Genomic DNA, 24,463 nt, shown 5'->3' with positions numbered 1-24,463 from the left:
GGCCTGTGTCGCGTTACGAAATGTGTCTCCGGAACGCATCGAATGTTCGAAGGCACCGAACCGGGTTCAGAGTTCGAACGGCCGCCAGCAAAAGTCCCGCCGGCGATTTCAGCAGCCTTCGAACACGCGTCTTCTGAGGCACGAACATCGCCCAGGTCGAATCCGGATACTTCGCGGTCGAGGGACGCAGGTAGTCCGGTTCGCACGTGCGATGAAACACTTCCCGCAGTCCTTCGGTCATCACAATGGACAGACAGCGCGAGGTCAGATGCTGGTCACCGAATTCAAACAGATACTTCCATGCATCATCGCTGATCCTGTCGGCTCGCTGCCGCATCGCCTGTTCATCCACCGGATCGTCGCAGCAGGAAGCGGCGATCCGCATGACGTTGACCTTGCGAAAATCCTGAGCCGCCCAGGCTTCGGTGTAGAACTCCAGGCCCTCCGGATCGGACAGCGACGCGCGTTCGTTCGCCGCCATCCAGCGACCGTAGTGGGCCAGCACATCGCGGGAATACGCGTAGGCGGCGTCGAACTGTTCGGCGTCGCGTTTGATCGTGAGATAGCGGCCGATCACGTTCAGACAGACCGTGTACGACCAGTGCCCTTCCGAATCCAGCAGATGCAGCGCATCGCAATCCTGCTTCGGATGCACGGTTCGCTGAATCAGCTGTTCTGCCTTTTGCATGTACTTCGGATCGCGAGTCAGCAGCCATCCGTCCAGCAGCGCGTTGATGGAATTTCCCGCGCCGCGACCGGGGCCGTGAAAGTCGTCGGTCACGGTGCGCGACGCCAGACCGGTGTCGCCTGAATCGAACAGGCCCCAGATCGTTGACCGGCCGTCGTCCATCCGCAGCACCCAGTCGGCCAGCGACAGCACGGTTTCGCGAGCTTCCAGGCTGCCCGTCAGGAAGTAGTAGTACAGCAGACCCGTGCTGTAGTTGTGTTCGTTGGACAATCCGCCGCCGTAGTCAGCCTTGCCGGCAGCGTTCGCTTTCGAATAGCCGCGATGCGTGGCCGTTGCCGCGTCGACGTAATGATCGGTGTGCCAGAACATGCCGCCGTTGAACGCGGCACGGTCCTGCGTGGTGTGATAAACGTCGATGTCCATCACGTGCCGAGCCAGCGGATCGAACAGTTCAAACCAGTCCGCGTTTCCGGATGCCGCCAGGTTCAGAATGCCGCCCAGGATCATGTCGAACTGATTGTTGTAGTGAGACACCACCGTGCGCGAACCGCGGAAGTGACGCTGCTCATGATCCGCCGGGACATCGCCGAAGTTTCGCCAGCCATATTCATCGATCGTGTCACGCCGCGCGCGGATCGACCGAGTTCCCGTCGTCGCGGATCGCAGATATCCCGCGAATCGGTCCTTGTCCGGCACGGTTCCGGGAAACCACGGAAAGACGCCGGTGGACGCAATCCAGTCCGCGGGCTGCACGATTCTCGGCGGCTGATGCACCCAGTTCAGTTCCTGCTCACCCTTCGCAGAAGCACGCAAACTCAGCCAGAACGACTGCGTCTTCTGTTCGCCGCCCTGAAGTTCGTGAATCAACCCGTCGATCGCCGGGAACAAACCGACTCCGATCGCGCCGCTGCCGCCACGGACGCTGAGTTCCGACGGGAACTGCTGCCAGCATTCCGGTACGGCGACGCTGACTTCGTGACGTCCGCCGTCGATGGCGACAGTCGGTTCGCTGCGGTATCCGCGCAGGACTCCGTTGGGAAAACGAGCTTCGAACCCGCGTTCCCGGACCGCCACGGCACCGTCGGCGTCAACGTGATTCGTCGACGACCAGTTGCGGCCTCCGCTGCCGTACTGAACGATGCGGATGTCGTCGCCGGGATCAGCCGTGCGAGTGATTCCGCCCGACGCAACTCGCCAGGCGATGCTTCGCGGCGAAGTGAGTTCCGGCGAAGTGACTTCCACCGACAGTTCACGAAACAGAAATGATCCGGCGTCTCCCAAATCCCACAAGCCGCCCGAATGGCGAGCACGATTGCCGTTGCGCAGTCGCGTCTGCACGTGAACCAGACCGGCGAAGGGCCAGACCTCGAAGCGAATTTTGAGGTCGATCCGCTGCCGACCCTCGACCTGCAGGTCCGCTGTCAGAACCTGCCGTTCAGCACCGCTGGATTCCTGCCCGATGTCCTTCACCGTCAGCCCGAGCCGCTGTCCGTTGCTGTCGGTCAGCGTGACTCGGAACGTGCATTCACCGTCGGGCAGCGTCAGTCGAAACGCGTCGCGATCGCGAACAAGTGACGCATCGCGCGCCGGCAATCGTCGAACGAAGCTGCCTTCGGTTTCAGCAGGCACCAGGACACAGGGCGTTTCGTGATCCGTCAGTTCCGGAGCGACAAAATGCACCAGCAGCCAGCGCACGCTGCCGTCGTTCCACCGATCCAGCACTTCCGTCTGAGCATTGACGGACTTCTCGCGAAGCCCTTCCACGATCCACGCTCGGTTCTCCGGTGCGGCTCCCTTCGGCAGACACAGCCCGCACGTCAGCGGCACGTTTCGCAGCACGCGGCCCGTCGGCGACACGACACGGAACGGCACGCGCAGCACGTGTCGTCGCGCTTGCGGCGATGCGGGTTCTTTGGTTGTCAGAAGAGTTGACATGGTCCGTCGTTCGCGGCGGCAGTGATTTACGGTGACTTCGGGGCGGTTGCTTCGAACGCTTCGGGTTGGTTCCTGAAGGACGCTCGCGGTTGAGTCATTCGATTGCGACAGCGGCGGGGCTGCGATCCGGAGTTCGTCGAAGCCGACCGGGCGGCGAAACTTCCGTCGGCGGACTTCCGTAACGATCCAGCCAGCGTCCGAGCACCAGCAGCGACCACAGCACCTGGCCGAAGCGTCCGGTTTTGCGGCAGTGCCGCCGATACAAAGCCGCTGCGGTTTGTGTGTTGATGAATTCCGAAATCGGTGCCCGGGGATTCAGGACGACTTGATGCACCTGATCCTTCAGCGGGCCTCGCAGCCATTCGTCGATCGGCAGTTCGAAGCCCTGCTTTCGTCGATGGGCCAGCTTCGGCGGCAGCCGCGATTCAAAAAGTTCCTTCACGATCCACTTCTTCGAACCGTTCCGCACCTTCAGGCGCGAAGGCATTGACGCCGCCAGTTCCAGCAGTTGGTAATCAATCAGCGGAGGCCGCACCTCCAGGCCAAACGCCATGCTGGCACGATCCACCTTCAGCAGGAAATCGTCGGGCAACAGAATCGCGGTGTCCGCGGCCAGCATTCCGCTCAGGGCATCGCGGTGACCCTGACGAAACGCCGCAGCGACCGCGTCTTCCGGCCGGTGCCCGGCAACGATTCCGGCGAACTCAGAATTCAGCAACTGACTTCGCAGCGACTTTCGGCACGCCGACAATGTATTGGCATACGCGACGGCAGGTTCAGCGGAAAGATTCTGCAGCAGAGTCTGCAGCCGCAGAGGTCGCGGCAACCAGTCAGCCTTCGGCCAGACAGCGGCAAACGCCGACAGCACGCTTTGTCGAAACCAGCGCGGCAGCGCGTTTCGAATGGCCGCTTCCTGCAGATCGTGTCCGTACCGGGCATAGCCGCCAAACGCTTCGTCTCCGCCGTCGCCGGACAGGACCACCTTGACATGCTGCGAAGCCATGCGAGCCACCGCCAGCGACGGAATGGCGGACGCGTCCGCGAACGGTTCGTCATAGAAGTGAACAAACTGGTCCAGATCCCGGACAGCTTCCGGCGTGACGATCTGTTCCGTGTGCCGGGTGCCGAAGTGTCGAGCAACAGCGTCGGCGTACGGAAGTTCGCTGTATTGCTTTTCCTGAAAGCCGATCGAAAACGTCTGCAGCGGTTCCGACACGACATCCGCCAGAGTCGCGACGATGGCACTGCTGTCCAGCCCGCCGCTCAGGAACGCTCCGACAGGCACGTCCGCGATCAGGTGAGCCTTCACGCTTTCGCGAATCTTCGCGTCGATGCATTCCTTCCATTGTTCGTCGGTACGTTCGGCTTCGTTGTCGAACCGAAGCTGCCAGTAACGTTCGGGAGCGTTGTTCAGTGAGTCCGCGTTGACCAGCAGCGTGTGAGCCGCCGGGAGCCGCCGCACCGCGCGAAAGATGCTTCGTTCGCCGGGAATCACGCCGAATGTCAGGTAGTCTTCCACGGCTTCCGCGGCGATGGATCGATCGACGTTGTCGTGAGCCAGTATTGCCTTGAGTTCCGACGCGAACAGCAGCTTTTCGCCGTCGCGATACACGTACAGCGGCTTCTGTCCGACGTGGTCGCGAGCCAGCAGCAGTTTTCGGTTGGCCGCGTCCCACAGAGCGAACGCAAACATCCCGCGCAGCCGCGTGACCAAATTGCGGCCGTGGTCTTCGTACAAATGTACCAGCACCTCGGTATCGGAATTTGTGCGAAACCGGTGCCCGCGAAGTTCAAGCTGCCGCCGGAGTTCCGGGTAGTTGTAGATTTCGCCATTGAAGACAACCTGCACGGATTCGTCTTCGTTGGCAATCGGCTGATCGCCTCCGGCCAGGTCGATGATTGCCAGGCGGCGATGGACCAGGCCGACGTTGCCTGCGCGGAAGTACCCTTCTCCGTCCGGGCCGCGGTGCGCAATCGCGTCTCCCATCGCCTGCAGCGCGGATCTGTCCGCGGAATGACGGATGTCAGCGTAGAGAACTCCGGCAATGCCGCACATGAAGGAAGCTGTCTGACCTGCTGGTTTCGAAAATCCCGCTCCGGCACGCGAAGCGCGCACCGGCGATCGGTGCTGATCGAAACATACGTTGCCACAATCCGTCACGAGTCCGCTGCGTGGCATTCGGGCAGCGAAACCCCGGCGGCAGCGAATGTCGTAGCGAAGATGCCGACACCGCACTCACGTTGCCGGAACGCAACACGCCCGCCGTGACGTTGACCGCCGGCAACGCGCCGTCCGCCGGAATTCATGGCAAACCGCAGGAAACTGGATAGAATCCGGAACATCGCTTCCGTCTCGGGATCGCCTATCGGACCGCAACGCACTTCGGAGTGGCATCAGGATGGCACGCAAGTGGCAACGACAAAAGGACGACCTGGGAAGTGTGCTGGCGTCCAGCATTGTCGTGATCGGCGGGTCCGGATTCTGCCTGATGGTCGCGATCTTCGGGTCGGAGAAAGCGTCGCCGTGGCTGATCGCCGGCATCGTGGCCGTGCCGGTCCTGTTTCTGCTGGCAACGGTCAGGTTCCGCCGCAGCAGCGCTCGTACTCGCAGCGGGCTGGGATTCTGGAGTTCGCTGTTCCGCAGCCCGCCGGATGACGGCCTGGCTTCGCAGTACCGCCCGCGAAGAGTGGGTGAAGGCCGCCCTCAGCCGCCGGCCGGTACGAACAAACCGATCTCCGCCGGCGAAGCGCGCGAAATCCGAATCACCAGCGCCAGCACCTGGGTCCCGACGCGAGACTCAAACGGCCGCTCCCGCAAGAAATAGCCGGCACATTTCACGATCCGAAGCGCAGAGCAATCGACGCGGGCCTCGGGAGGGCGAGGCTCCTGCCGAGCCGCCGTCGGATCTCTCGGGAGGGCGAGGCTCCTGCCGAGCCGCCGTTGGATCGCTCGAGGCGTCCACAGATTTCACAGATTCACACAGATCAAGACGGCACCATCAATCTGTGTCCATCTGTGGAATCTGTGGCTGAAGTTTCCGTCCGCCATCGACTCGGCTTGAGCTACGAGCTGCAACAGTTGCTCAACAAGGAAGCGAGTTCGCTTAATCCGTGGACGTCGCGCCAGGCATGTCCGCTGTTATCGCGGGCATTGCCGAGTTCCAGGTTTTCGGGACGCTGGTTTTGACGCGACTTAAGACGGTCCGGATGAAATTCGCTTCGAAGTCATCCAGTTCCGGCGCGCGGCTTGCGAACTGTTGTGTTGTCCGCACGAAACTAATGACTTGCGTGGCAGTGAGTTTGCCAGTGGTGACCGCCGGGCAGATACACTGGCACAGCCAGTGCCACACCTCCGGATCGGGCGAGGCATCCACAGATTTCACAGATTCACACAGATCAAGGCCGCGTGGACACTGCGTGAAAAATCTTTGTCCATCTGTGAAATCTGTGGCTGAAATCTTACTCAGCACGATACGGACGCTATTCACGGGACTGCCGAATCGAGCATGGTTAGGCGGCCGAAGATCAACTCAAACAGTGTCTGTCTGTCAGAGAAATCCTTACGGGTAGGTGCCCCGAAAGTCTTTTCGCAATCCGTCATTATTGCGTCATTTCGTTTGATTTTTTTTTCTCGGTACGATTAGATTATCGTTCTTGAGATCGAAACACCTGCCGCTGAATACAGCTTTACCCTCCCATAACCAACGAATTGCGGGTGGCCAGGCAACGTGAGATGTCACGTGCCGCCAGCCCGAATACTGGCTTACCTGCTTCCGCTTGAGGAAGTTTTTCCGTTCTGTGTTTCTCCGAAGGAGGTTGCACATGTTACTCAAGTGTCGAAAACGTCCTGGTTTCACCCTGATCGAGTTGCTGGTGGTTATCGCCATCATCGCAATTCTGATCGCATTGCTGCTGCCCGCCGTGCAGCAGGCTCGGGAGGCCGCCCGACGCACGCAATGTAAGAACAATCTCAAACAGTACGGCCTGGCGATCCACAACTATCATGACGTGCACAACACGATTCCCATCGCCGGTGGCGGCTGGAATCCGGTACACAACCCTCCGACGTGGCAGCAGCCATCGAACGTCGGCTGGCAGATTCGGTGCCTGCCGTTTCTGGAACAGGGTCCGCTGTACAACGAACTGGACTGGGGCCAGAACAAGCCCGCCAGCCAGTACACCAGTGGTATCGTCGGCTATCTGCAGACGCAGATTCTGGCAGACGGTCAGGCCGCAGCATGGCATCAGATTCCGACTGCCCGATGTCCCAGTGACATGAGCGAAAATGACCGAATCGGCGGAAATGCACAGAGCAACTACACCGGTTCGCCGGGATCGCAGCGATTCAATTCGCAGAACGGCGACCCGTGTCAGCCGTACCTGCAGTTCATTGAGCCTCTGTTCGGCTCTCGTGCTGCTGGTAAGAGCCAGGACAACAACATCCACTTCGTGGACACGGCGAATCCCAGCGAACTGTCTGGTCTGTTCGGTCGCCTGGGAATCACGATCAAGTTCCGCGACATCAGCGACGGTCTGTCGAACACGATCGCCGTTGGTGAAACTCTGCCGGACTGCTCGGACCACACCGGTGGTTTCTGGATCTACAACGGTCACGGCAACACGCATGCATCGACCGCTGTTAAGATCAACGACCTGACGACCTGTAATCGCACCAGCCCGCAGCAGATTCTGTGGCCTGGCTGTGAAGCCAAGAACAACTGGAACATCGCTCACGGTTTCCGGTCACGTCACGTCGGCGGAGCACAGTTCCTGCTGGCAGACGGTTCTGTCCGCTTCCTGAGTGAAAACATCGACCACGGCACCTACCAGAAGCTTGGTGGCCGTGCCGACGGTGGTGTTGTTGGCGAATTCTAATCGTTTGAACCGGCGGGTTTTGTCGTGATCTTCGGTCACACACAAAGCCGTGCCATACGGCTGGCAGGATCGTTCACGTTTCCTGCCGGCAAATTTTGGATTCTGACCGACCGGGTGGCGTGCGTCATTGACGTCGCCATCCGGTTGTTTTGTTCGGTGTCGCACATTTGGCTCGGCAGGCTCATCTGTTGCCCGGGCTCGTATCAGAGTGACGGGGTCGTCACCTGAACCGACGCCCTTCCGCGAATTGTCGGTTAGCCGTGTCTCACCTCCACGTCAGCGGCGACGCCGGAAGTAAGTTTGCTTCAATGCGGCGTCACTGAGTCACACCGCATGATCTCGCCGTTGCCCATTCCCCTTTTTCTCGCCTTGAAAGTTGGTCAGCAGTCATGACTAAGCAAGTACAGTGGTCTTCACGGTTGATGGTGCCATTGGCACTCGGAATGTTGATCGTCGTTTCCGGTTGTGGCGGAGGCGATGCGCCGAAACTCGCTCCGGTGTCCGGAGTCGTCAATTTCAAGGGTGCTCCGCTTGCGGGAGCCCAGGTCACGTTCGTTCCCGAAGGCGGACCGGTCGCCATGGGAATCACCGATCTGGAAGGTAAGTTCAAACTCAAGACAGGCACGATGGAAGGTGCCATGGTGGGTCACTGCAAGGCATCCGTCAACGCCAGTGCCGGCAGCGACGGCGGCGACCTCGCAAAGCCGATGACTCCGGAAGATATGCAGGCCATGGCCATCGCCGGTACTCTGGAAAAGGCAATGAAGAAGCAGAACCAGTCTCTGATTCCGGAAAAGTACAAGACCGCGGAAACGTCAGGTCTGGCCTATGACGTCACCGCCAAGGGACCCAACGAATTCACGCTGGATCTGCAATAGCCGATCTCGAAAGCATCAGGCGAACACACCATGGTTCGAGTTCCTGCGCGATTCCTGTCGGCGTTCCGGCTGAAGTGGATCGTGGCAGTGTTGCTGCTGGCGGCGGTTGCGGCAGTCTTTGGGTGGCGCAGCGCCTATGTTTCCTGGCAGATTCGCTCCGCGGGGAAACTCATGGCGCTGGGCAGTGTGGCGGACGCCGCGCAGGCTCTTCAGACTCTGCGATCCGCGGAAGGCGTGGAAAATCCCGACCGAACGGAATTGCTGTTTCTGCTTGGCAGAGCCAGCCGCCGAACCGGTGACTTCGACGCCGCCATGGACTACCTGCAGCGCGCGGAATCCTCCGGCTGGGATGCCGAACAGGTTCGCGTGCAGCGGCAACTGGCGATGATTCAGCGCGGGAAGATCGACTACGACGACAGCGCTCTGAATCAACTTCTGCAGAAGAACTCGTCCGATGCCGCCGCGTACGAAGTCTATGAAGCGCTGGCGAAGGGATATCTGTCGTCCTACCGGTTTTCCGACGCCATTCACTGTCTGGATTTCTGGACGGAATGGTGTCCCTCCGCGACAGATCCCCGGATGTGGCGGGCAACCGTCTGGGAGCAGACGGAACGCTGGGAAGAAGCCAACGACGAGTACCGCAGTGTTCTGAAAATCAATCCCTCACATCTGGAGGCTCGCCAGGCACTGGCCCGCAACCTGCTGATGGAACAGAACAAGGCCAGCGATGCCTACGAGGAATTTCAGATCTGCCTGCAGCAGTCACCCGACGACTTTAACGCTCTGCTGGGAACGGCTGCCTGTGAACGCCAGTTGGCGAAACCGGAAAGCGCCGAGAAGACACTTCGAGCATTGTTGCTGCGACCGCTCACCACCGAACAGCGTTCCAACGTCCGGATGGAACTGAGCCAGATTCTGATGGATCGCGGCGACCTGAGCGAAGCGGTCGAGTTGCTGACCGAAGTCACTCAGACAGACCCCCTGAACAGCACGGCGTTCTATTCTTTGGGAACATGCTGGTCCGGTCTGGGTGACAAGGACAAGGCGCTGGAGTATTTTGAACGTTCCAAACGCCTGACGGAGCAGTTTGGCAGACTCACGATGATTACCACGGAACTGGCCAACAATCCGGAACAGCCGGATCTGAGATGGGAGGCCGGAAAGATCCTGATGGACCAGGGAATGCACGTGGAGGGAGCCGCCTGGATGGCGACCGCGCTGATCTACGATCCCCGGCACCGGGCCACTCACGAGGCTCTGGCGGAGTACTACGAAACAATCAAGCCGGATCAGGAACTCGCTCAGCGCCATCGCCGCATGGCGAACGAGAGCAACGACGTACATGTGAACTAGACCGTCGAAATCATTCATCGAAAGAAGCGCAATGTCCGAAGCTGATACAAGTGTGGTTGATGCAGGTTCCACGGTGGCAAAGTCTGCAGGGTCCGGCTCCCTTGCCGCCACACTGACGTTCGTAGTGCTGGGAGTTGTGGGCGGACTGATCAGCGGTGTCATCGTCCATTCGCTGGAAAACTACATTCAATATCCGTGGCCGGAGGACGTTCCGCCGATGGAGGGGGCGGGGCCGTTTCCTCTTGAGCAGATTGAAGCAGCGGACATGGTCCGCGTCGCATCCGATTATCGCAACATTTCGCTCAGCTTTGCGATTGTCGCCGCGCTGGTCGCGGCCCTGATGGGTGTCGCCAAAGGCATCGTTGAGCGCTCACCGGCGGTGATGGTGAAGAGCGTGGTGGTGGGAATTGTGTCCGGCGCGGTTCTGGGCGGGATCGGCGGACTCGCCGCCGTCTTTATCCGTCAGCAGATGGCTACCTGGGTGCCGCAAAGCGCGTTGACCTCACAGCTCTACACGATGGCGCTTCAACTGCCGGCATGGCTGGCCGTCGCCGTCGCCGCAGCTCTGGCCGCGGGGCTGTTCTCCGTTTCCGGAAAAAAACACGTGGTGCCTGTCACCGGAGTCGCCATTGCCGGTGTCCTGATTGCCGTGCTGCTGTATCCGACCGCCGGATCTCTGATATTTCCGGGTGAGGCGACAGACATGGTCGTTCCCAGCGCCCGTGACAGCATCGGAAATCGCCTTTCGTGGGCAGGATTGCACGTGGCTCTGATGGCTCTGCTTGTCGGACGACAAGTTAGCGCCAGCCGCGCCCCAGAATCCGCCTGACACCGCGGCAGCGCTCACGGCACAGTCTTCCCGGCGCTCCGCTGAAATAGGAAGTTCCGCATCGCTCCCGACCGAAGCCTCCCGGTGAGGGGTCGAACGAGCAAAGCAAGTTCGGCGGGCCGAGCACATCCGCGCGTAGACCGCCTTGTTTGTTTGGGGCGTTGGATGCGAGGTCGACCTTCTTCCTCGCATCGCTTCGCTGGTGCGACCTCTCCCGGACACTGCGCCGAGAGAGGTGAGGGCGGTGCGCGGCGCTCTGTTGTCGCAGGGCGTCGGACGCGCGTTCGCTCTCCGCGATTTTTCCGCTGCACGCAGAAAGTTCTCCCTCTTCCCCGTCGCTGGCAAGAGGACATTGCGCGACGCCCTCGGAGAAAAATGGGCTCATCCGGAGAATGGGGTTGTTGCTTGAACAGCGTTTCAGGCCCGGCGGGCCGACACAGCCTCTGCCGGTGGCGTGAGCCACCGGTCAGATGCCGAATACCTGTCCAAAGCCCCGGAGGGGCGATACAGCTTTAGCCGCAGCGGATGTGTCGGCCCTTCAGGCCTGCGGACGCGGAGGCAACAGCTTCCGGAGCCTGGCGGCTCCGGCTGACGTTGTGCCTGTCCTCCGGACATCAACAATCGGAAACGCACGGTTGTCGGATCGCAACGTCAGATCCGATCGAAGTCTCCGCAGGAACGTCGGCAAACATCAGCAAGCCTTCATCGACCGATCCTTCCGCAACACCCCATTCCCCGGAAGGGCAGAAAACTGAACCACATTCCTCATAGGCGTGACCCGTTTATACTGGCCGCGGCGGACGCCGGTACTTTTCGCGCTTCTTACTCCCGCGAGCCCGAATGTCTCATACTGCCCCGCTCGCGGTATAAGAACCGCTCTCCGGGGAACTTCCGGCCTTGGCCATGATCGCGGTGACCGACCGTCCCGTTCGCGTCGGTCGGTTACGTTACCGGCTTCATTCTGACGCTTTCCGCGCCGCGTGCCTCTGAACAGTCGTCGCCCCGGATTGAGCGCCGGAAGTGGTGCCGCCGGTTTCTCAGACCGGCCGCGACTTGAATCGAACCTTCGGATTTCGCCGGACGTTTTGGAACCTGAGCACGCGTCGTCCTGCGCACTCGCCAAATCTGCCACAAACCAGCACGGCTGGACTATCCCGATCGCCGCCGGCTGAGTTTCGGCAATATGTGCCGGACGTTTCCGTTTGGGCAATTCGCAGCGTTTCCGCATGGCGATACATGTCAGTGAATCCACGTCGTTCTCGGCATGCCGGCAGATTTTGCAGGCTGCGGGAAACGAACAGTGATGCTTCTGACAAGAAAAACCTGCCAATCTGTGCGATGCAAACCATTAGGAGGAATTCACTTGAGCACTTCAACAACGATTCGACGATCCACGGCCAACCAGATACGAAGCTACCGCAACTTCATGTGGGCTTCGATGCTGATGTCGCTGGCGATCGTATTCTTTGGAATGCAGTTGATGATGGTTGGTCCGCTGAAGGGTCGACTGGATGGAATTCAGACGCGGCTGGACCTGTCTGAAAACAATATGAAGAAGCTGGTTGGCAGCCGCGACACGGTTTGGAAGACAAACGCCCTGCTGACCAGCCTGGAAGACCAGTCGCAGCGCCTGACACGTGTCGACGCTTCACTGGCCAGGATGGAGACGCTGCGGAACCGCATTCAAAACGAAGCGGAAGCCGCCACGGTCGCACTGTCGGCTCTGGATCGCATGGCTGCCGTTCAGAATCGGATTATCGCCAATCGTCAGCAGACGGACGGTGCCTTCGAACAGATCGCTCGCCTGGAAGACCTGCGCAGCAGCTTGATCAGCAACAACGATCAGATTGAGATCGCTCAGAATTCGCTGGCCGGAATTGAAGCGCTGCAGAACCGTCTGATCGCGGCGTCCAGCGGCTACGAACAGGCCAGCGAAGGCATCAGCGAAATGGCGGAACTGACACAGCGAGTCATCCGCGAATCAGACGATCTGAAGATTGCGGCTTCGAAGTTTGACGAATTTGTTGCTCTGCAGAACAGCGTCATCGCGGCTTCCGAAAACGCCGAACGAGTGTCCGGCAGTCTGGCTCAGCTTGAGCAGTTCACACAGCGGGTCGCTGCGGAATCAAACAGCCTGACGATGGCGTCACAACAGTTCGACGAATTCATCGGGCTGAAGAATTCCGTGATGGCGGCCGCCGCTGACATTCAGGACGCTCAGGAAAACGTTCGTACGCTGGTCGCCATGAACGAAACGCTCAACGGCGAAAGCCTGCGACTGGATGCGGCCCGCCAGAATCTGCACGGACTGATTCAGCTTCAGGATACGCTCGGACAGCAGACGACCCGCGTGGCTGCCGCTGTTCAGAATCTTGAAATCCTGGACGACTTCGAACACGAGGTGGACAATCACATTCAGTCGCTGGAAGGTCTGCGTCGAACGCTGGTGGAAATCGCCATGATGGAATCGACGATTGTGCGCGTGTCTTCGCTGATCGAACCGCTGACTCAACTGGGCGACCTGCGGCGTCTCAGCCAGCCGGAAGTGCGTGAAGCGGCTCGAATCATCCTGGATCGTCGCTCCACACGCCTGTCGCAGTCATCACCGGCACTGAACGCGGAACTGGTGACGGATTCCGCGAATGTCGACGAAGATGCTGTTCCGCTTCCTCCCGAAGCTCGCGAGATTGTTCGCGACTAAGCAGACATCGCCTACATGAATGATGTCTGAACCAATTCCCCTGCCGTAGCACACGAGCAGGTTCGTGCGGCCCGCGTCCTCCTCCAGACGCGGGCCGTTTTTTTGTTCGGTGCGTCTGGCACAATTCGCGAATGTCGCGATCGCTGCCGGTTCGATCCAAAACGCCGGGTCGCAGTGCGATTGCAGCGTGCTGAGCGGTGAATTCTGGTAAACTCGCCACTCGTTTCCCTCGCGCCTGCCGCGAAGGATCACGCTTCGCAGATCCCTCCTCACGTCGCACGCCATCTATGAAATCCGCTGCCACTTTCTTGACGCTGCTTGTATTCGTCGTCACCGGTCCCGCGACGGCTGACGGCCAGGACGATGTTTTTCAGTCGACGATTCGTCCCACGGACGCGCTGACTCCCGCTGACGAACTGAAAACTCTGACCGTTCCGGAAGGGTTTTCCGTCAGCCTGTTTGCTTCGGAACCGCAGATTCAGAAACCGCTGAACATGGCCTTCGACGCGGCCGGGCGCCTGTGGGTGACCATGTCCACTCACTATCCGTTCCCCGCAAAAGCCGGTGAAGGGCATGACTCGATTCGCATTCTGGAAGATACCACCGGCGACGGCTTCGCGGACAAGGTCACCGTGTTTGCGGATGACCTGAATATCCCAATCGGCGTGCTGCCGTACGGCGACGGAGCCATCGTGTTCAGCATCCCCGACATTCTGTTTCTCAGAGACACCGACGGCGACGGAAAGGCCGACACGCGAAAGAAGCTGTACGGGCCGTTCGACACGACGCGCGATACTCACGGCATGAACAATGCCTTCCGCCGCGGATTCGACGGATGGATCTATGCCTGCCACGGATTCAACAATCAGTCGACGGTAGCCGGAACGGACGGCCACGCCGTCACCATGATCAGCGGCAACGTGTATCGCTTTCGTCCGGACGGTTCCCGCATCGAACATTTCGGCTACGGCCAGGTCAATCCGTTCGGCATGACGATCGACGCCAACGGCGACGTCTTCACGTCCGACTGCCACACCAAACCGGTGACGCTGGTGATTCGCGACGGCTGCTATGAAAGCTTCGGCCGCCCTCACGACGGACTTGGTTTTGTTCCCGCAGTGATGGACCACCTGCACGGATCAACGGCGATCGACGGCCTGTGTCAGTATCAGCACACCGTGTTTCCGGAAGAATACCGGGACAACATGTTTCTGGGGAACGTCATGACCTGTCGCGTCCACCGGAACACCATCGTCCGCAACGGTTCGTCGGTACGCATGAATGAGGAACCCGATTTTCTGATCGCGGCGGATCCCTGGTTTCGCCCCGTCGACATTCAGATCGGACCGGACGGAGCCATGTACGTGGCGGACTTCTACAACAAGATCATTGGCCACTATGAAGTTCCGCTGGATCATCCGGGACGCGATCGCGATCGCGGCCGCATCTGGCGCATTGCCTGGACGGGCACGACCGACAACAGTCCCGCGGCACGGGCACTTACGCAACAGCCGGCAGCGGCAGACCTGTCTCAGTTGATCGCAATGCTGTCGCACCGCAGTAACTCCATCCGGCAACAGGCCGCCGATCAACTGGTCGAGCGGATCGGAACTCCGGCGGTTCCCCAACTGAAGCAGGCGCTCTCAGCAGTGCTGCCCGGAGCCGACCACACAGCGGTGCCGCAGTTGCTGTGGACTCTTTCGCGTCTTGGCGCGGCAAACGCGGAACTGCTGGAAACCGCGTATCAGTCCGGTTCGCAGCGAAGTCGAATTCATGTCATGCGTGTCTGCAGTGAGACCGCCGCCGATGACCGCATCTTCGCGCTGATCAAGCGAGGTCTGGACGACGAAGACGCGCTGGTTCGAAGAGCGGCCGCTGATGCCGCCGGACAACATCCGAGCGTCCTGTTGCTGAAGGCTGTGATCAACGCGCTGGCAACGTGTCCGGCGGATGACGTCTTTCTGCGCCAGGGCCTGCGCATCGCGCTTCGCAATCAGCTTCGTGACAATGGCAATGCGGCATGGTTCACCGGCGAAGAACAGCCCGCGTCGGCGGTGCAGCTTGTGGTCAGTGTGCTGCCGGGACTGAAAACGCCTGCGGCCGGAACTCTGGCGCTGTCCGCTCTGCACAGCGGACACGTCAGCGATGCGGACAAGCCGACCATTCTGCAACACGCGGCAGGCTTCGCGGCGGACGAATCCATTCCGCAGTTGATCGCCATCGCCCGTGAACTTCCGGCCAGCGAACAGGACCTGCAGACGACGCTGTGGAAATCGCTGGCCGACGGGTTCCAGAGTCGACAGACAGAAGTGCCCGCGGAATTTCGTGAATGGAGCAACCAGCTTGCCGACAACATCCTGTCCGGCGCAAATCCGAACGAAGTGCAGTGGGGGCAGTATGCGTTCGACAACAAGACTCCTGTTGCCTGGAACTTCGAACAGCGCCAGCGGCCGGGATCGGAACAGAAATCCATTTTCATCAGCAGTCTGCCGAGCGGTGAGCGGCCCACGGGCGTGCTGAGATCGAAGGCTTTCGTCGTGCCGTTCTCGCTGAAAATGTATCTGTGCGGACATCTGGGACCGCCCGACAAGGCTCCCGAACCCGGCAATCGCGTCGTTTTGCGAGACCTGGAATCCGGAGCCGAGCTGGCTTCGGTACTGCCGCCTCGCAGTGACATTGCCACAGAAATCGAAATCCCGCTGGCCGGCCACGCAGGGCGAGTCGGGTATCTGGAAGTCATTGACGGACTCGATCTGGGAGCCTACGCGTGGCTGGCGGTCAGCCACATTTCGCCGCGCGTTGTCAACACCGACGAATTCGACCAGGGAGCGTTCTCGCGCCGGCTTCAATCGGCGGTTCGCATTCTGCTGGATCAGCAGCAGTCCGGAGTCACTCTGTCGGAAACTCATGTTGCGATGCTGGGCGATATCACGGAATCAATTTCGATCGATGGCGACGTCCGGGCACTGGCCGCAAAGGCTCTGCTGCAACATCACAACCGAAGCTATTCTCTGGACGCCGCGGATCTGCTTCGTTTCGGAAGCCTGCCCCGATCCGTCGACCGGCTGATTTCCGAATACGCCAGCGGCTCGAACGAAAAGCTAAACAGCCTGCCGGAAGCGGATTTTCTGAAGTACGCTTTTTCGGAAATCAATCAGCAGTTGCGGCAGCACTTGGTAAGGTCTCTGGCGTCAAAAAAACACACGGCCGAAATGCTGGTCGTGTTGATTGAATCCGGCGTCCCGTCCGCGGAAGTTCTCCGCGACGACCGTCTGGCTCAGCAGATGAACGCGCTGAGTCCCGAGATTGCTGAACGAGTCACCGCGCTGCGCGAAAAACTGCCTCCCGCGTCCGCCGACACTCAGCAGATTGCCGACCGTATCGTCACGCGGCTGCGGCTGGGTGAAGGCGATTCGGAAGCCGGACAGGCACTGTTCAAAAAGCACTGTTCGGTTTGCCACAAGCAGGCTAACGAAGGAGGCGTCGCCGGCCCGCAACTGGACGGCATCGCCACTCGCGGAGCCGCCCGGCTGCTGGAAGATCTGCTGACGCCAAACACCAACGTCGATGTCGCGTTCCGGACGTCCGTGATCGTTCTGACCGACGGTCGCACCCTGGCAGGAATCGTGAAACCGTCGCAGGACGGCCGCCAACTGACGATCATTGACGTTGAAGGAAAAGCGGTGACAGTTGGCATCGATCAGGTCGACGAACGAATCGACAGCAACCTGTCCCTGATGCCCGCCAACTTCAACACCATCCTGAGCGAAGACGACATGGTCAACCTGACCTCCTGGCTCGCGAAGTAACGGGTGTCCGTCGAATACGGCGAAAGCGAACTCACGTCGCATTCGGTAGCCGTCACGTCCCAGCAGCCGTCACGTTCCGCGTGACGAGCCGGCCGGGCGGTCTCCCATCAACCACGCCGGTCTCATCGGATCCAGACCATGTCACTTTCACGTCGCGCCGCCCGCCGATCACACGCGCGATCGGCCCGCACCGGCGAGCTGCTTGACGTCAGTCCGCAGTGACGGCGCGGCGGGAGGTGCCTGACGGTCAGTATCAACGTCCCGGCTGAAAGTGGACACGCGCCGTACGATGGTCGAGCAGAGACTTTACAATGGTCACGCACCCCCCTGATGTACGCTGCTTTCAATTTGCCCTTCGGGGAATTGCCAATCTTGTATTTAGAGCGGCCGGGGTGCCGGTTATCCTGTGCCGGGAAACGGCCCCACGGTCGGCATAACTGATTCCCGACCGAAAACCCCGATTTAGGCGACCGGTCGGCGTCATGGTTCCAGACGGGTTCTTCATTGTGCTGACGTTTCGCCACGTTCGCCTGGTGAACGGTTCCCCCATTTTCCTCAAAAGACACTTTATGAACCTGACTTCAGTTGTTGAGTTTCTGCGTAACGTTGGGAACAGTCGTCGTTCACGTCGGCGGCACAGAGCATCGGCGACGGCGGCTCCTTCAGAGTTGCTGGAATATCGCACCCTGCTGGCCGCCGATTTCGGAGACGCTCCGGAACCGTTTGCGGTGATTCTGGCGGAACAGGGTGCTCGACACGAAGCGATCGGGCCGATGCTCGGTGCTTCTCGCGACACAGAAGCCGATGGCATGCATTCGAATGCAGCCGATGCTGACGGCAGCGACGATGGTGTGACGTTCAGTGAGCTGCATGTCGGGCAATACGACGCGAGCGTGACCGTCAACGTGCAGAACGCTGCTGGCGGCGCGAAGCTGGACGCGTGGATCGACTTCAACCGCGACGGTCAATGGAACGCGGCTGTGGAACAGGTATTCGACAGTGTTTCTGTTGTCGAAGGAGACAATGTGCTGTCGTTCGATGTTCCGTCCGGGGCAGTCGGTGGTCAACTGGTCGCCCGCTTCCGACTCAGTACGGCTGGCAATCTGCAGCCCGGCGGCTCTGCTCCGGACGGTGAGGTCGAAGACTACAGCATCAACGTGGCGGGACTGGCCGCAGGGAGCCGGCACTTTGGAGGTGTCAACATCCTGCGCGGCGGGTCGAGCATCACCGCGCTGCAGTCGGCGGACATGGACGGTGACGGCGATACGGATCTGGTCACCAGCTCGAGTCTCGATGACCTGGTGCTGTGGCATGAGAATCTGGATGGCGAACGGTTTGCGTCGCACGTCATCAGCGACAACGTGATGAGTGCCTCCGACGTGTTTATCGTCGATCTGGATGCGGATGGTGACTTCGATGTGATCAGCACGGCATCAGGTAACGGACGCCTGGCGTGGCATGAGAACGATGGCCAGCAACAGTTCACGACGCATGTCATCACAGTCACCAGTGTTCTGCCGAGCACTGTCATGGCGCTGGACTTTGATGCAGACGGCGACCTGGATCTCCTGACCGATGCCGGTTCCGGTGGCCGACCAGCGTGGTTTGAAAACGACGGCATGCAGTCGTTTACCGCGCACGAAATCTCCGGTGCGAGCGGCATCGAGTCTCCTCTGTTCGGAGGCGACGTGGATGGCGATATGGACAGCGATGTTCTGGCCATTTCCTACAACAGCAATTTCGTCACGCTGTTTCAGAACAATGGCAATCAGCAGTTTTCGCGGCGAACCATCATTGTCGCGGCATCGAACATTGTCGGTGCGACAGCGTCTGACCTTGATTCTGACGGTGACATCGATGTGGTTGTTGTCACTGACAGCGGCAGTGTTCTGACGTGGTATGAGAACGACGGCCAGGCAACATTCACACCGCGCACAATCAGCACCGGTCTTGATCTCGTGGGTTTGCTTCGCGCGGTGGATTTTGACGGTGACGGGGATATGGACATCATCGCGACCTCAAACGGCAGCCAGGGGATCACGCTGCTGGTCAATGACGGCAGCCTGAATTTCTTAACCGTTCCGGTGACAACTGCCCACACCGGAATGTCGCACGCGCTGGCGGCTGACATCGACGGAGACGGCCTGATGGATCTTGTCGGTGCCTCGACACAACTAAGACCTCGGTTGACGAACGAAAGCTTTGCCTGGTATCGCAATCTGGGGGGACAGCAGTTTTCCGCACTGCGGCACGTGCAGCGACCGCCTGCGACGGCCGATCTTGCGAGTGCGGACGTCGATTCCGACGGGGACACGGATGTCATCGTCGCGCTGTCCGGTGAAAACACCGTCGTATGGTACGAAAATGACGGCGGGCAGTTCGTCGGCACGCACAACGTCAGTGAACGTGCTGGAAATGTCAGCCGCGTTTTTGCCATCGACATCGACGCTGATGGTGACATCGATGTGCTGACCGCGGCCGGAGCCGACAATCAGCTTGCTCTGCATATCAACGATGGACAGCAGGTGTTCTCTGAGTTGATCGTCAGCACGGCGATTCGAACTCCCGTCGACGTCATCGCGACCGACGTGGATGGCGATGGCGATTTGGATATCGTCGCGGCCGGAACGGAACCGCGTCTGGTTTGGTTCGAAAACGACGGGTCATTGACGTTTACGAGTCACACGATCATCGCCGGGCTGCCGAGCGACACCGACTTCTTCGTCCGGCAGAGCATCTCGGCAATGGATCTCGATGGAGATGGTGACGAGGATCTGCTGCGGACGGCCGGTGAATTCAACACGATCGAATGGCTGGAGAACGACGGATCCGGCAACTTCACAAGCAGAATGATCGACAACGCTGCAAGTCGCGCGGCAAGTGCGGTGGCCGCCGATTTCGACGGCGATGGCGACATGGACATTGCCGGCGGGTCGGCGAAGTACGGTACCGCGCTGGTCTGGTATGAGAACGACGGGGCACAGCAATTCACCGAGCGTCTGATTGAAACGATCGACTACCGTAATTCCACGACTGTCGGGTCCATCGAGGCTGCAGACATAGACGGTGACGGTGATCTGGACCTGGTCAACAATGGCTTTGGAAACCTGCCTCCCTGGTTGTTTCGAAATAACGGAGCCGGAAGCTTTTCTGTCGAGTTCATCGATGAGATCCGAGGCGCGGCGGTCGTGGATCTGGCGGATCTGAACGGCGACGGATTTCCGGAGCTTCTGACGGAATCTGAGTTCTTTCTGCCTCACCTGCGCTGGTATCCGAATGTGCCCGCCGCATTTGACTACGGTGACGCGCTGGCCGCTTACGGTGTGACCGCCAGCGCCGATGGTCCGCGTCACGCCATTGACTCTGCAGCCGCCGTACTGGGAAGCGGCGTCGACGCCGAACCAGACGGTCAGCCCGACAGCAATTCTCTCGGTGATGATGCCGATGGAGCCGACGACGGTGTTGTGTTTCCGGTCGGGATCGTGCCTGGTCAGCGGAACCTGTTCGAAGTGACAGCATCCGACGCCGGCTATCTCCACGCCTGGATTGATCTCAACCACAACCTGATCTTTGAACCCAGCGAGATGATTTTCGACAATCGGCAGGTCGCCCCAGGCACGAACAGCCTGACGGTCACTGTTTCCGCCGCGACAGCACTGGCCGGTGAGACAACTGCGAGGTTCCGGCTGACGTCGCGATTCATCCGGCGGACCCCGGAGTTCAGGGACGCCAGGCCGACGGGTTTCTTCTCCGACGGTGAAGTCGAAGACTATTCCGTCACTCTCCTGCCCGGAGTTCCCGGTGTCGCTCCGCAGGTGAACCGCGGGTTTGAGATCGCCAGGCTGCCGATCCGCGTCGCATAGGTTCGTGACGCCGTCAGTTACGAACTCTGGTACAGCAACCTGTCCACCGGGCAATCGCCCGTCATTCACCAGACAGTGACGACCACCACGTTTACGCCGTCAACTTCGTTACCGATCGGCCTGTATCGAATCTGGGCACGGGCGAATCTGGCGGGCGGCGGACATTCACCATGGAGTGCACCGGCCGACTTGCACGTCAACACGCGGGCAGAGCTGAACGTCCTTCCAATACACGGAACTGATCCGCGGCCGACGATTAGCTGGTCCGAACTGCCGGGAGCCGTGCGGTATGATATGTGGGTCAACAATGTGACGACTGGAGAATCTCAGGTTCTGCGAAACACAGACGTTACGGGAACGTCGTTGACTCCCGATCAGGATCTGGAATTTGGCAGATACCACATCTGGATTCGAGGCATCGACGCACTTGGTCGACCTGCCGCATGGTCGGAACTGGTCGAGTACTCACTGGGGCCGCAACCGCTGAACCCCGCCAACCCGACCTTTGAACAGCGCCCTGTGTTTGAATGGACGGCCACCGCCGGTGTCGGCAGTTATGAGATCTTCGTGCGATCATCTTCCGGAGATATCCGTCAAAGCGGATTGACGGGAACAACATGGACTCCTTCCACCGACCTTGCGCCCGGTCCGATTCGATGGTGGATCCGCGGTGTCGCCCCGTCGGGAACTCCCGGCCTGTGGAGTCTGCCGGTGGTGATGAACATCGTCGGACGCACCACCGTGTTGACTCCCTTCGGCTCGACGACTGACACAACCCCGGCGTTCTCGTGGCAAACCGTCACGGGGGCAGTCCGATATGAACTGTACGTTGAACGCCTCGGTGAAGGACAGGCGTTGCGTGAAAACAGTCTGACGGAAACCAGCTTTACTCCCGCCGCGCCACTGGCGTTGGGGAACTATCGAGTCTGGGTGAAGGCGATCAGTTCGCTGGACAATGTGACCGGTATCTGGAGCGACGCCGTGGTTTTCACCATCGTCTAGCCCGCAGCCGTGAGGGCTCCGCGCGAGGATGCAAGGATGCCACGACCTCACGTCGTGCTGCCCACTCACCACACGGCCCAACTTTTCACACCGGCGAGCCGCGCGACGTCAGTCCGCAATCCGCACCGCCGACCGCCAGGAAACCGGCCGAACGGCGAGAGGTCGTTCGGACGCGAAAGCGAACTCGCGTCGCATTCGGTAGCCGTCACGTTCCAGTAGCCGTCACGTTCCGCGTGACGAGCCGGCCGGGCGGTCTCCCGACAACCACGCCGGTCCCATCGGACCCAGAACTCCGTCATTCCCGCGCAGGCGGGAACCCAGTGTCCGCGCAAGCCCGCCCGCCGATCAATCGCACCATCATCACGCAACGGCGACCGCGACGTCAGTCCGCAATCGCCACCGACGAACGCCAACAAGCATCCGAACACCGATAAGCATCCGAACGCCGAGAAAGCGACTCGCTGATTCACTGGCAGAACCAGTGGCACACAATGCAACCTGTCGTCAGTCCGCGGTCGCATTCGGTAGCCATCACGTTCCAGCAGCCGTCACGTTCCGCGTGACGAGCCGGCCGGGCGGTCCCATCAACCACGCCGGTCTCATCGGATCCAGACCATGTCACTTTCACGTCGCCGCCCGCCGATCACACGCGCGATCGGCCCGCACCGGCGAGCTGCTTGACGTCAGTCCGCAATCATCGCCGCCCGTGTGGCACTGGCTGTGCCAGTGTGCGTCAACGTGGACGGCCTGTGCCGTGTCGAATTCCGCCACGGTCAAACCGGTTGACTCGGTCATCCGTCGCAAATCGGCATTCCTCGAATCACGCCCGACACATGACCAGACACCGCCAGGCGAAGCACTCGATCGTCCCCGCTGAGTCACTGGCGCAGTCACTGGCACACAATGTAACCTCTCGTCAGTGCCACCCCGCCGAGTGACTTTGTAAAGTGAATTCGGCACCGCCGCCAAGTCGGCGTGGATTGCATTGTTATGCGGTCACCACTCGCTCTCAGCTTCTGCTCCCGCTTTTTCTTTCTCATAGTAATCCTCAAATGAGGAATACTGCAGCGTGGTTTGTTGTGTCTCATGATCATACATCCAAATCCCTTGTGGATGACCATTGCGAAATATGAACCACCAATCGCCGCCTTCGTTGTCAGCAACAAGAATGATCTTTTCAATAAACTTCGGATCGTCCGGCAATTCCAATTGCGATGCCGGAGTGTTCTTGTTCGCGTGAATCACATCGTGCGGGTCGCTGTACAGCAGGTGGCCATCGTCGTACGGATCAGGAATCTGTTCTATGAGCGGCACAAGCCGTATCAAGAAGTCCCGGTAGGATGCTGGCAACTCATAGCCAAGCGACTGTTCAATTTGTGAAATATCCATTGAAGGTACTCCTGACTCGTGTGGTGCCGACAGATGCTCGTTTTCTGCACGAGGCTCGGAACAACCCAGGCAAGCTACACACGAAATCAACGTGAAAACGAGTTGACGCATTCGGATGCATTCCCGGACAACGACCAAAATCACCAGGTTGCCGCCAAGTGACTTCGACTTCAGGAAACGCCCGATCGGCAACTCGGGTGCATTTTCTTGTTCAAGTGAGCCGCTTTGCGGCGGGTGGATTGTACGAGGAGTGACTTGAGATCGGAAGGGATTTGTGTGCGATGGCTTTCTGGTGGCTGGTCATTTCGGCCGGCCCGGCTCACTCACCAGGGAGACACGCTCATGTCGCACGATCACGAGACACCCGCTCACAACGACGAACGCAGCAACGACGAACGCAACCGCAGCCGCCGCGGCAGCAACCGCGAACGCAGCCGGCCGCCGACACTGCGCGAGCGGATGTTGCAGGATCTGCAGTTGCGGGGGATGGCGGAACGAACTCAGCAGGGTTACCTGCGTGAAGTTCGCAAGCTGGCGGCGTACTACAACATGCCGCCCGATCAGGTTTCCGAGCTGTCCATTGCAGCGCACCGGAACGTTTCAGCGTGGCGGCTGGGAAGATCTCGGGAGCGGGACGAGTTTGTCGAGGCGGGAGTCTGTTGGCGGATCCACGCCGAACCCGGCGAGCAATGCCGAGAACCGGCTTTCCCCGTTCGCAGCCATCGGCTGACATCTTCGATCACGCTGCTCAGATGAAATCCTGGTACGTGAAGTCGCAGCGAACAAGGCACGCTTCCGAAAGTTCGTCGAACAGCGCAGCGATGAGAGCCCGACGACCGGCGTTCCCCAGGCGACCGTCTTCGGAAAAGCCGAATTCCGAACGCGGCAGCACGCCGTCGATGACGGGTTTCTGGCCGCCGGGTCCGTGCCCGATTTCATAAGCCACGAGGACCGCCTTGCCGTCGATGATCCGCCAGACAACACGGTCGCGGACGTGACAACAGTCAGCAAGAGCGAAGCCTTCGGGAAGGCACACTTCCGCGGCCTGCGCGCTATCGAGCTTCTCACCCGTCAGCTTGCGGCCCGCCGGTTTCGACTGCTTCGTACGGCCCGTCATCGACGTGCGGATAGTCATCGACCT

General features: G+C 60.0%; 14 protein-coding genes. 10 read left to right on the top strand and 4 right to left on the bottom strand.

The features are described 5' to 3' along the window. Window positions 1-13 precede the first annotated feature (13 nt). Window positions 14-2,623, bottom strand: coding sequence for a hypothetical protein (locus R3C19_10760; protein MEZ6060835.1), 2,610 nt, complete (start codon window positions 2,621-2,623; stop codon window positions 14-16). Window positions 2,624-2,717: 94 nt separating this feature from the next. Further along, window positions 2,718-4,679 (bottom strand): asparagine synthase (glutamine-hydrolyzing), encoded by a 1,962-nt coding sequence (gene asnB, locus R3C19_10755; protein ID MEZ6060834.1) that lies wholly within the window; start codon window positions 4,677-4,679, stop codon window positions 2,718-2,720. A 343-nt stretch (window positions 4,680-5,022) separates the two neighbouring features. On the opposite strand from asnB, the gene R3C19_10750 reads away from it, so the two are divergent. The 9 genes from R3C19_10750 (at window position 5,023) to R3C19_10710 (ending at window position 21,933) form a co-directional block, all read left to right on the top strand. After that, window positions 5,023-5,448 (top strand): hypothetical protein, encoded by a 426-nt coding sequence (locus R3C19_10750; GenBank protein ID MEZ6060833.1) that lies wholly within the window; start codon window positions 5,023-5,025, stop codon window positions 5,446-5,448. Between the two features lie 997 nt (window positions 5,449-6,445). Then, window positions 6,446-7,498: a DUF1559 domain-containing protein gene (locus R3C19_10745; GenBank protein MEZ6060832.1), complete on the top strand. Its 1,053-nt coding sequence runs from the start codon at window positions 6,446-6,448 to the stop codon at window positions 7,496-7,498. Between the two features lie 389 nt (window positions 7,499-7,887). Beyond that, complete coding sequence (locus R3C19_10740) at window positions 7,888-8,376, top strand: hypothetical protein (GenBank protein ID MEZ6060831.1); 489 nt, start codon at window positions 7,888-7,890, stop codon at window positions 8,374-8,376. A 30-nt stretch (window positions 8,377-8,406) separates the two neighbouring features. Then, entirely contained in the window at window positions 8,407-9,729 is a 1,323-nt protein-coding gene (locus R3C19_10735) for a tetratricopeptide repeat protein (GenBank protein ID MEZ6060830.1), read from the top strand. Between the two features lie 31 nt (window positions 9,730-9,760). Then, window positions 9,761-10,558, top strand: a complete 798-nt coding sequence (locus R3C19_10730; GenBank protein ID MEZ6060829.1) for a hypothetical protein — start codon at window positions 9,761-9,763, stop codon at window positions 10,556-10,558. Window positions 10,559-11,921: 1,363 nt separating this feature from the next. After that, complete coding sequence (locus R3C19_10725; protein MEZ6060828.1) at window positions 11,922-13,259, top strand: hypothetical protein; 1,338 nt, start codon at window positions 11,922-11,924, stop codon at window positions 13,257-13,259. Between the two features lie 308 nt (window positions 13,260-13,567). Then, window positions 13,568-17,068 (top strand): c-type cytochrome, encoded by a 3,501-nt coding sequence (locus tag R3C19_10720; protein MEZ6060827.1) that lies wholly within the window; start codon window positions 13,568-13,570, stop codon window positions 17,066-17,068. A gap of 569 nt (window positions 17,069-17,637) precedes the next feature. Beyond that, the gene (locus R3C19_10715; GenBank protein ID MEZ6060826.1) at window positions 17,638-20,931 is read left to right on the top strand and encodes an FG-GAP-like repeat-containing protein; all 3,294 of its coding nucleotides are present in this window, start codon (window positions 17,638-17,640) and stop codon (window positions 20,929-20,931) included. 75 nt (window positions 20,932-21,006) lie between these two features. Continuing rightward, the gene (locus R3C19_10710; protein ID MEZ6060825.1) at window positions 21,007-21,933 is read left to right on the top strand and encodes a hypothetical protein; all 927 of its coding nucleotides are present in this window, start codon (window positions 21,007-21,009) and stop codon (window positions 21,931-21,933) included. A gap of 996 nt (window positions 21,934-22,929) precedes the next feature. Here the strand turns inward: R3C19_10710 and R3C19_10705 are convergent. Then, window positions 22,930-23,322, bottom strand: coding sequence for an SMI1/KNR4 family protein (locus tag R3C19_10705; GenBank protein MEZ6060824.1), 393 nt, complete (start codon window positions 23,320-23,322; stop codon window positions 22,930-22,932). A gap of 342 nt (window positions 23,323-23,664) precedes the next feature. Here R3C19_10705 and R3C19_10700 point away from each other — a divergent pair, with 342 nt between their 5' ends. Next, window positions 23,665-24,078 (top strand): phage integrase N-terminal SAM-like domain-containing protein, encoded by a 414-nt coding sequence (locus tag R3C19_10700; GenBank protein ID MEZ6060823.1) that lies wholly within the window; start codon window positions 23,665-23,667, stop codon window positions 24,076-24,078. Here R3C19_10700 and R3C19_10695 read toward each other — a convergent pair. Further along, a complete protein-coding gene (locus R3C19_10695; GenBank protein ID MEZ6060822.1) occupies window positions 24,071-24,439 on the bottom strand; it encodes a hypothetical protein in 369 nt (122 codons plus the stop codon). The two genes, R3C19_10700 and R3C19_10695, sit on opposite strands and share 8 nt — an antisense overlap. Window positions 24,440-24,463: the final 24 nt, after the last annotated feature.

The organism is Planctomycetaceae bacterium (genome assembly GCA_041398785.1).
In the GTDB taxonomy this organism is placed as follows: Bacteria; Planctomycetota; Planctomycetia; order Planctomycetales; family Planctomycetaceae; genus JAWKUA01.
This window is presented reverse-complemented; position numbering and strand designations above follow the sequence as displayed.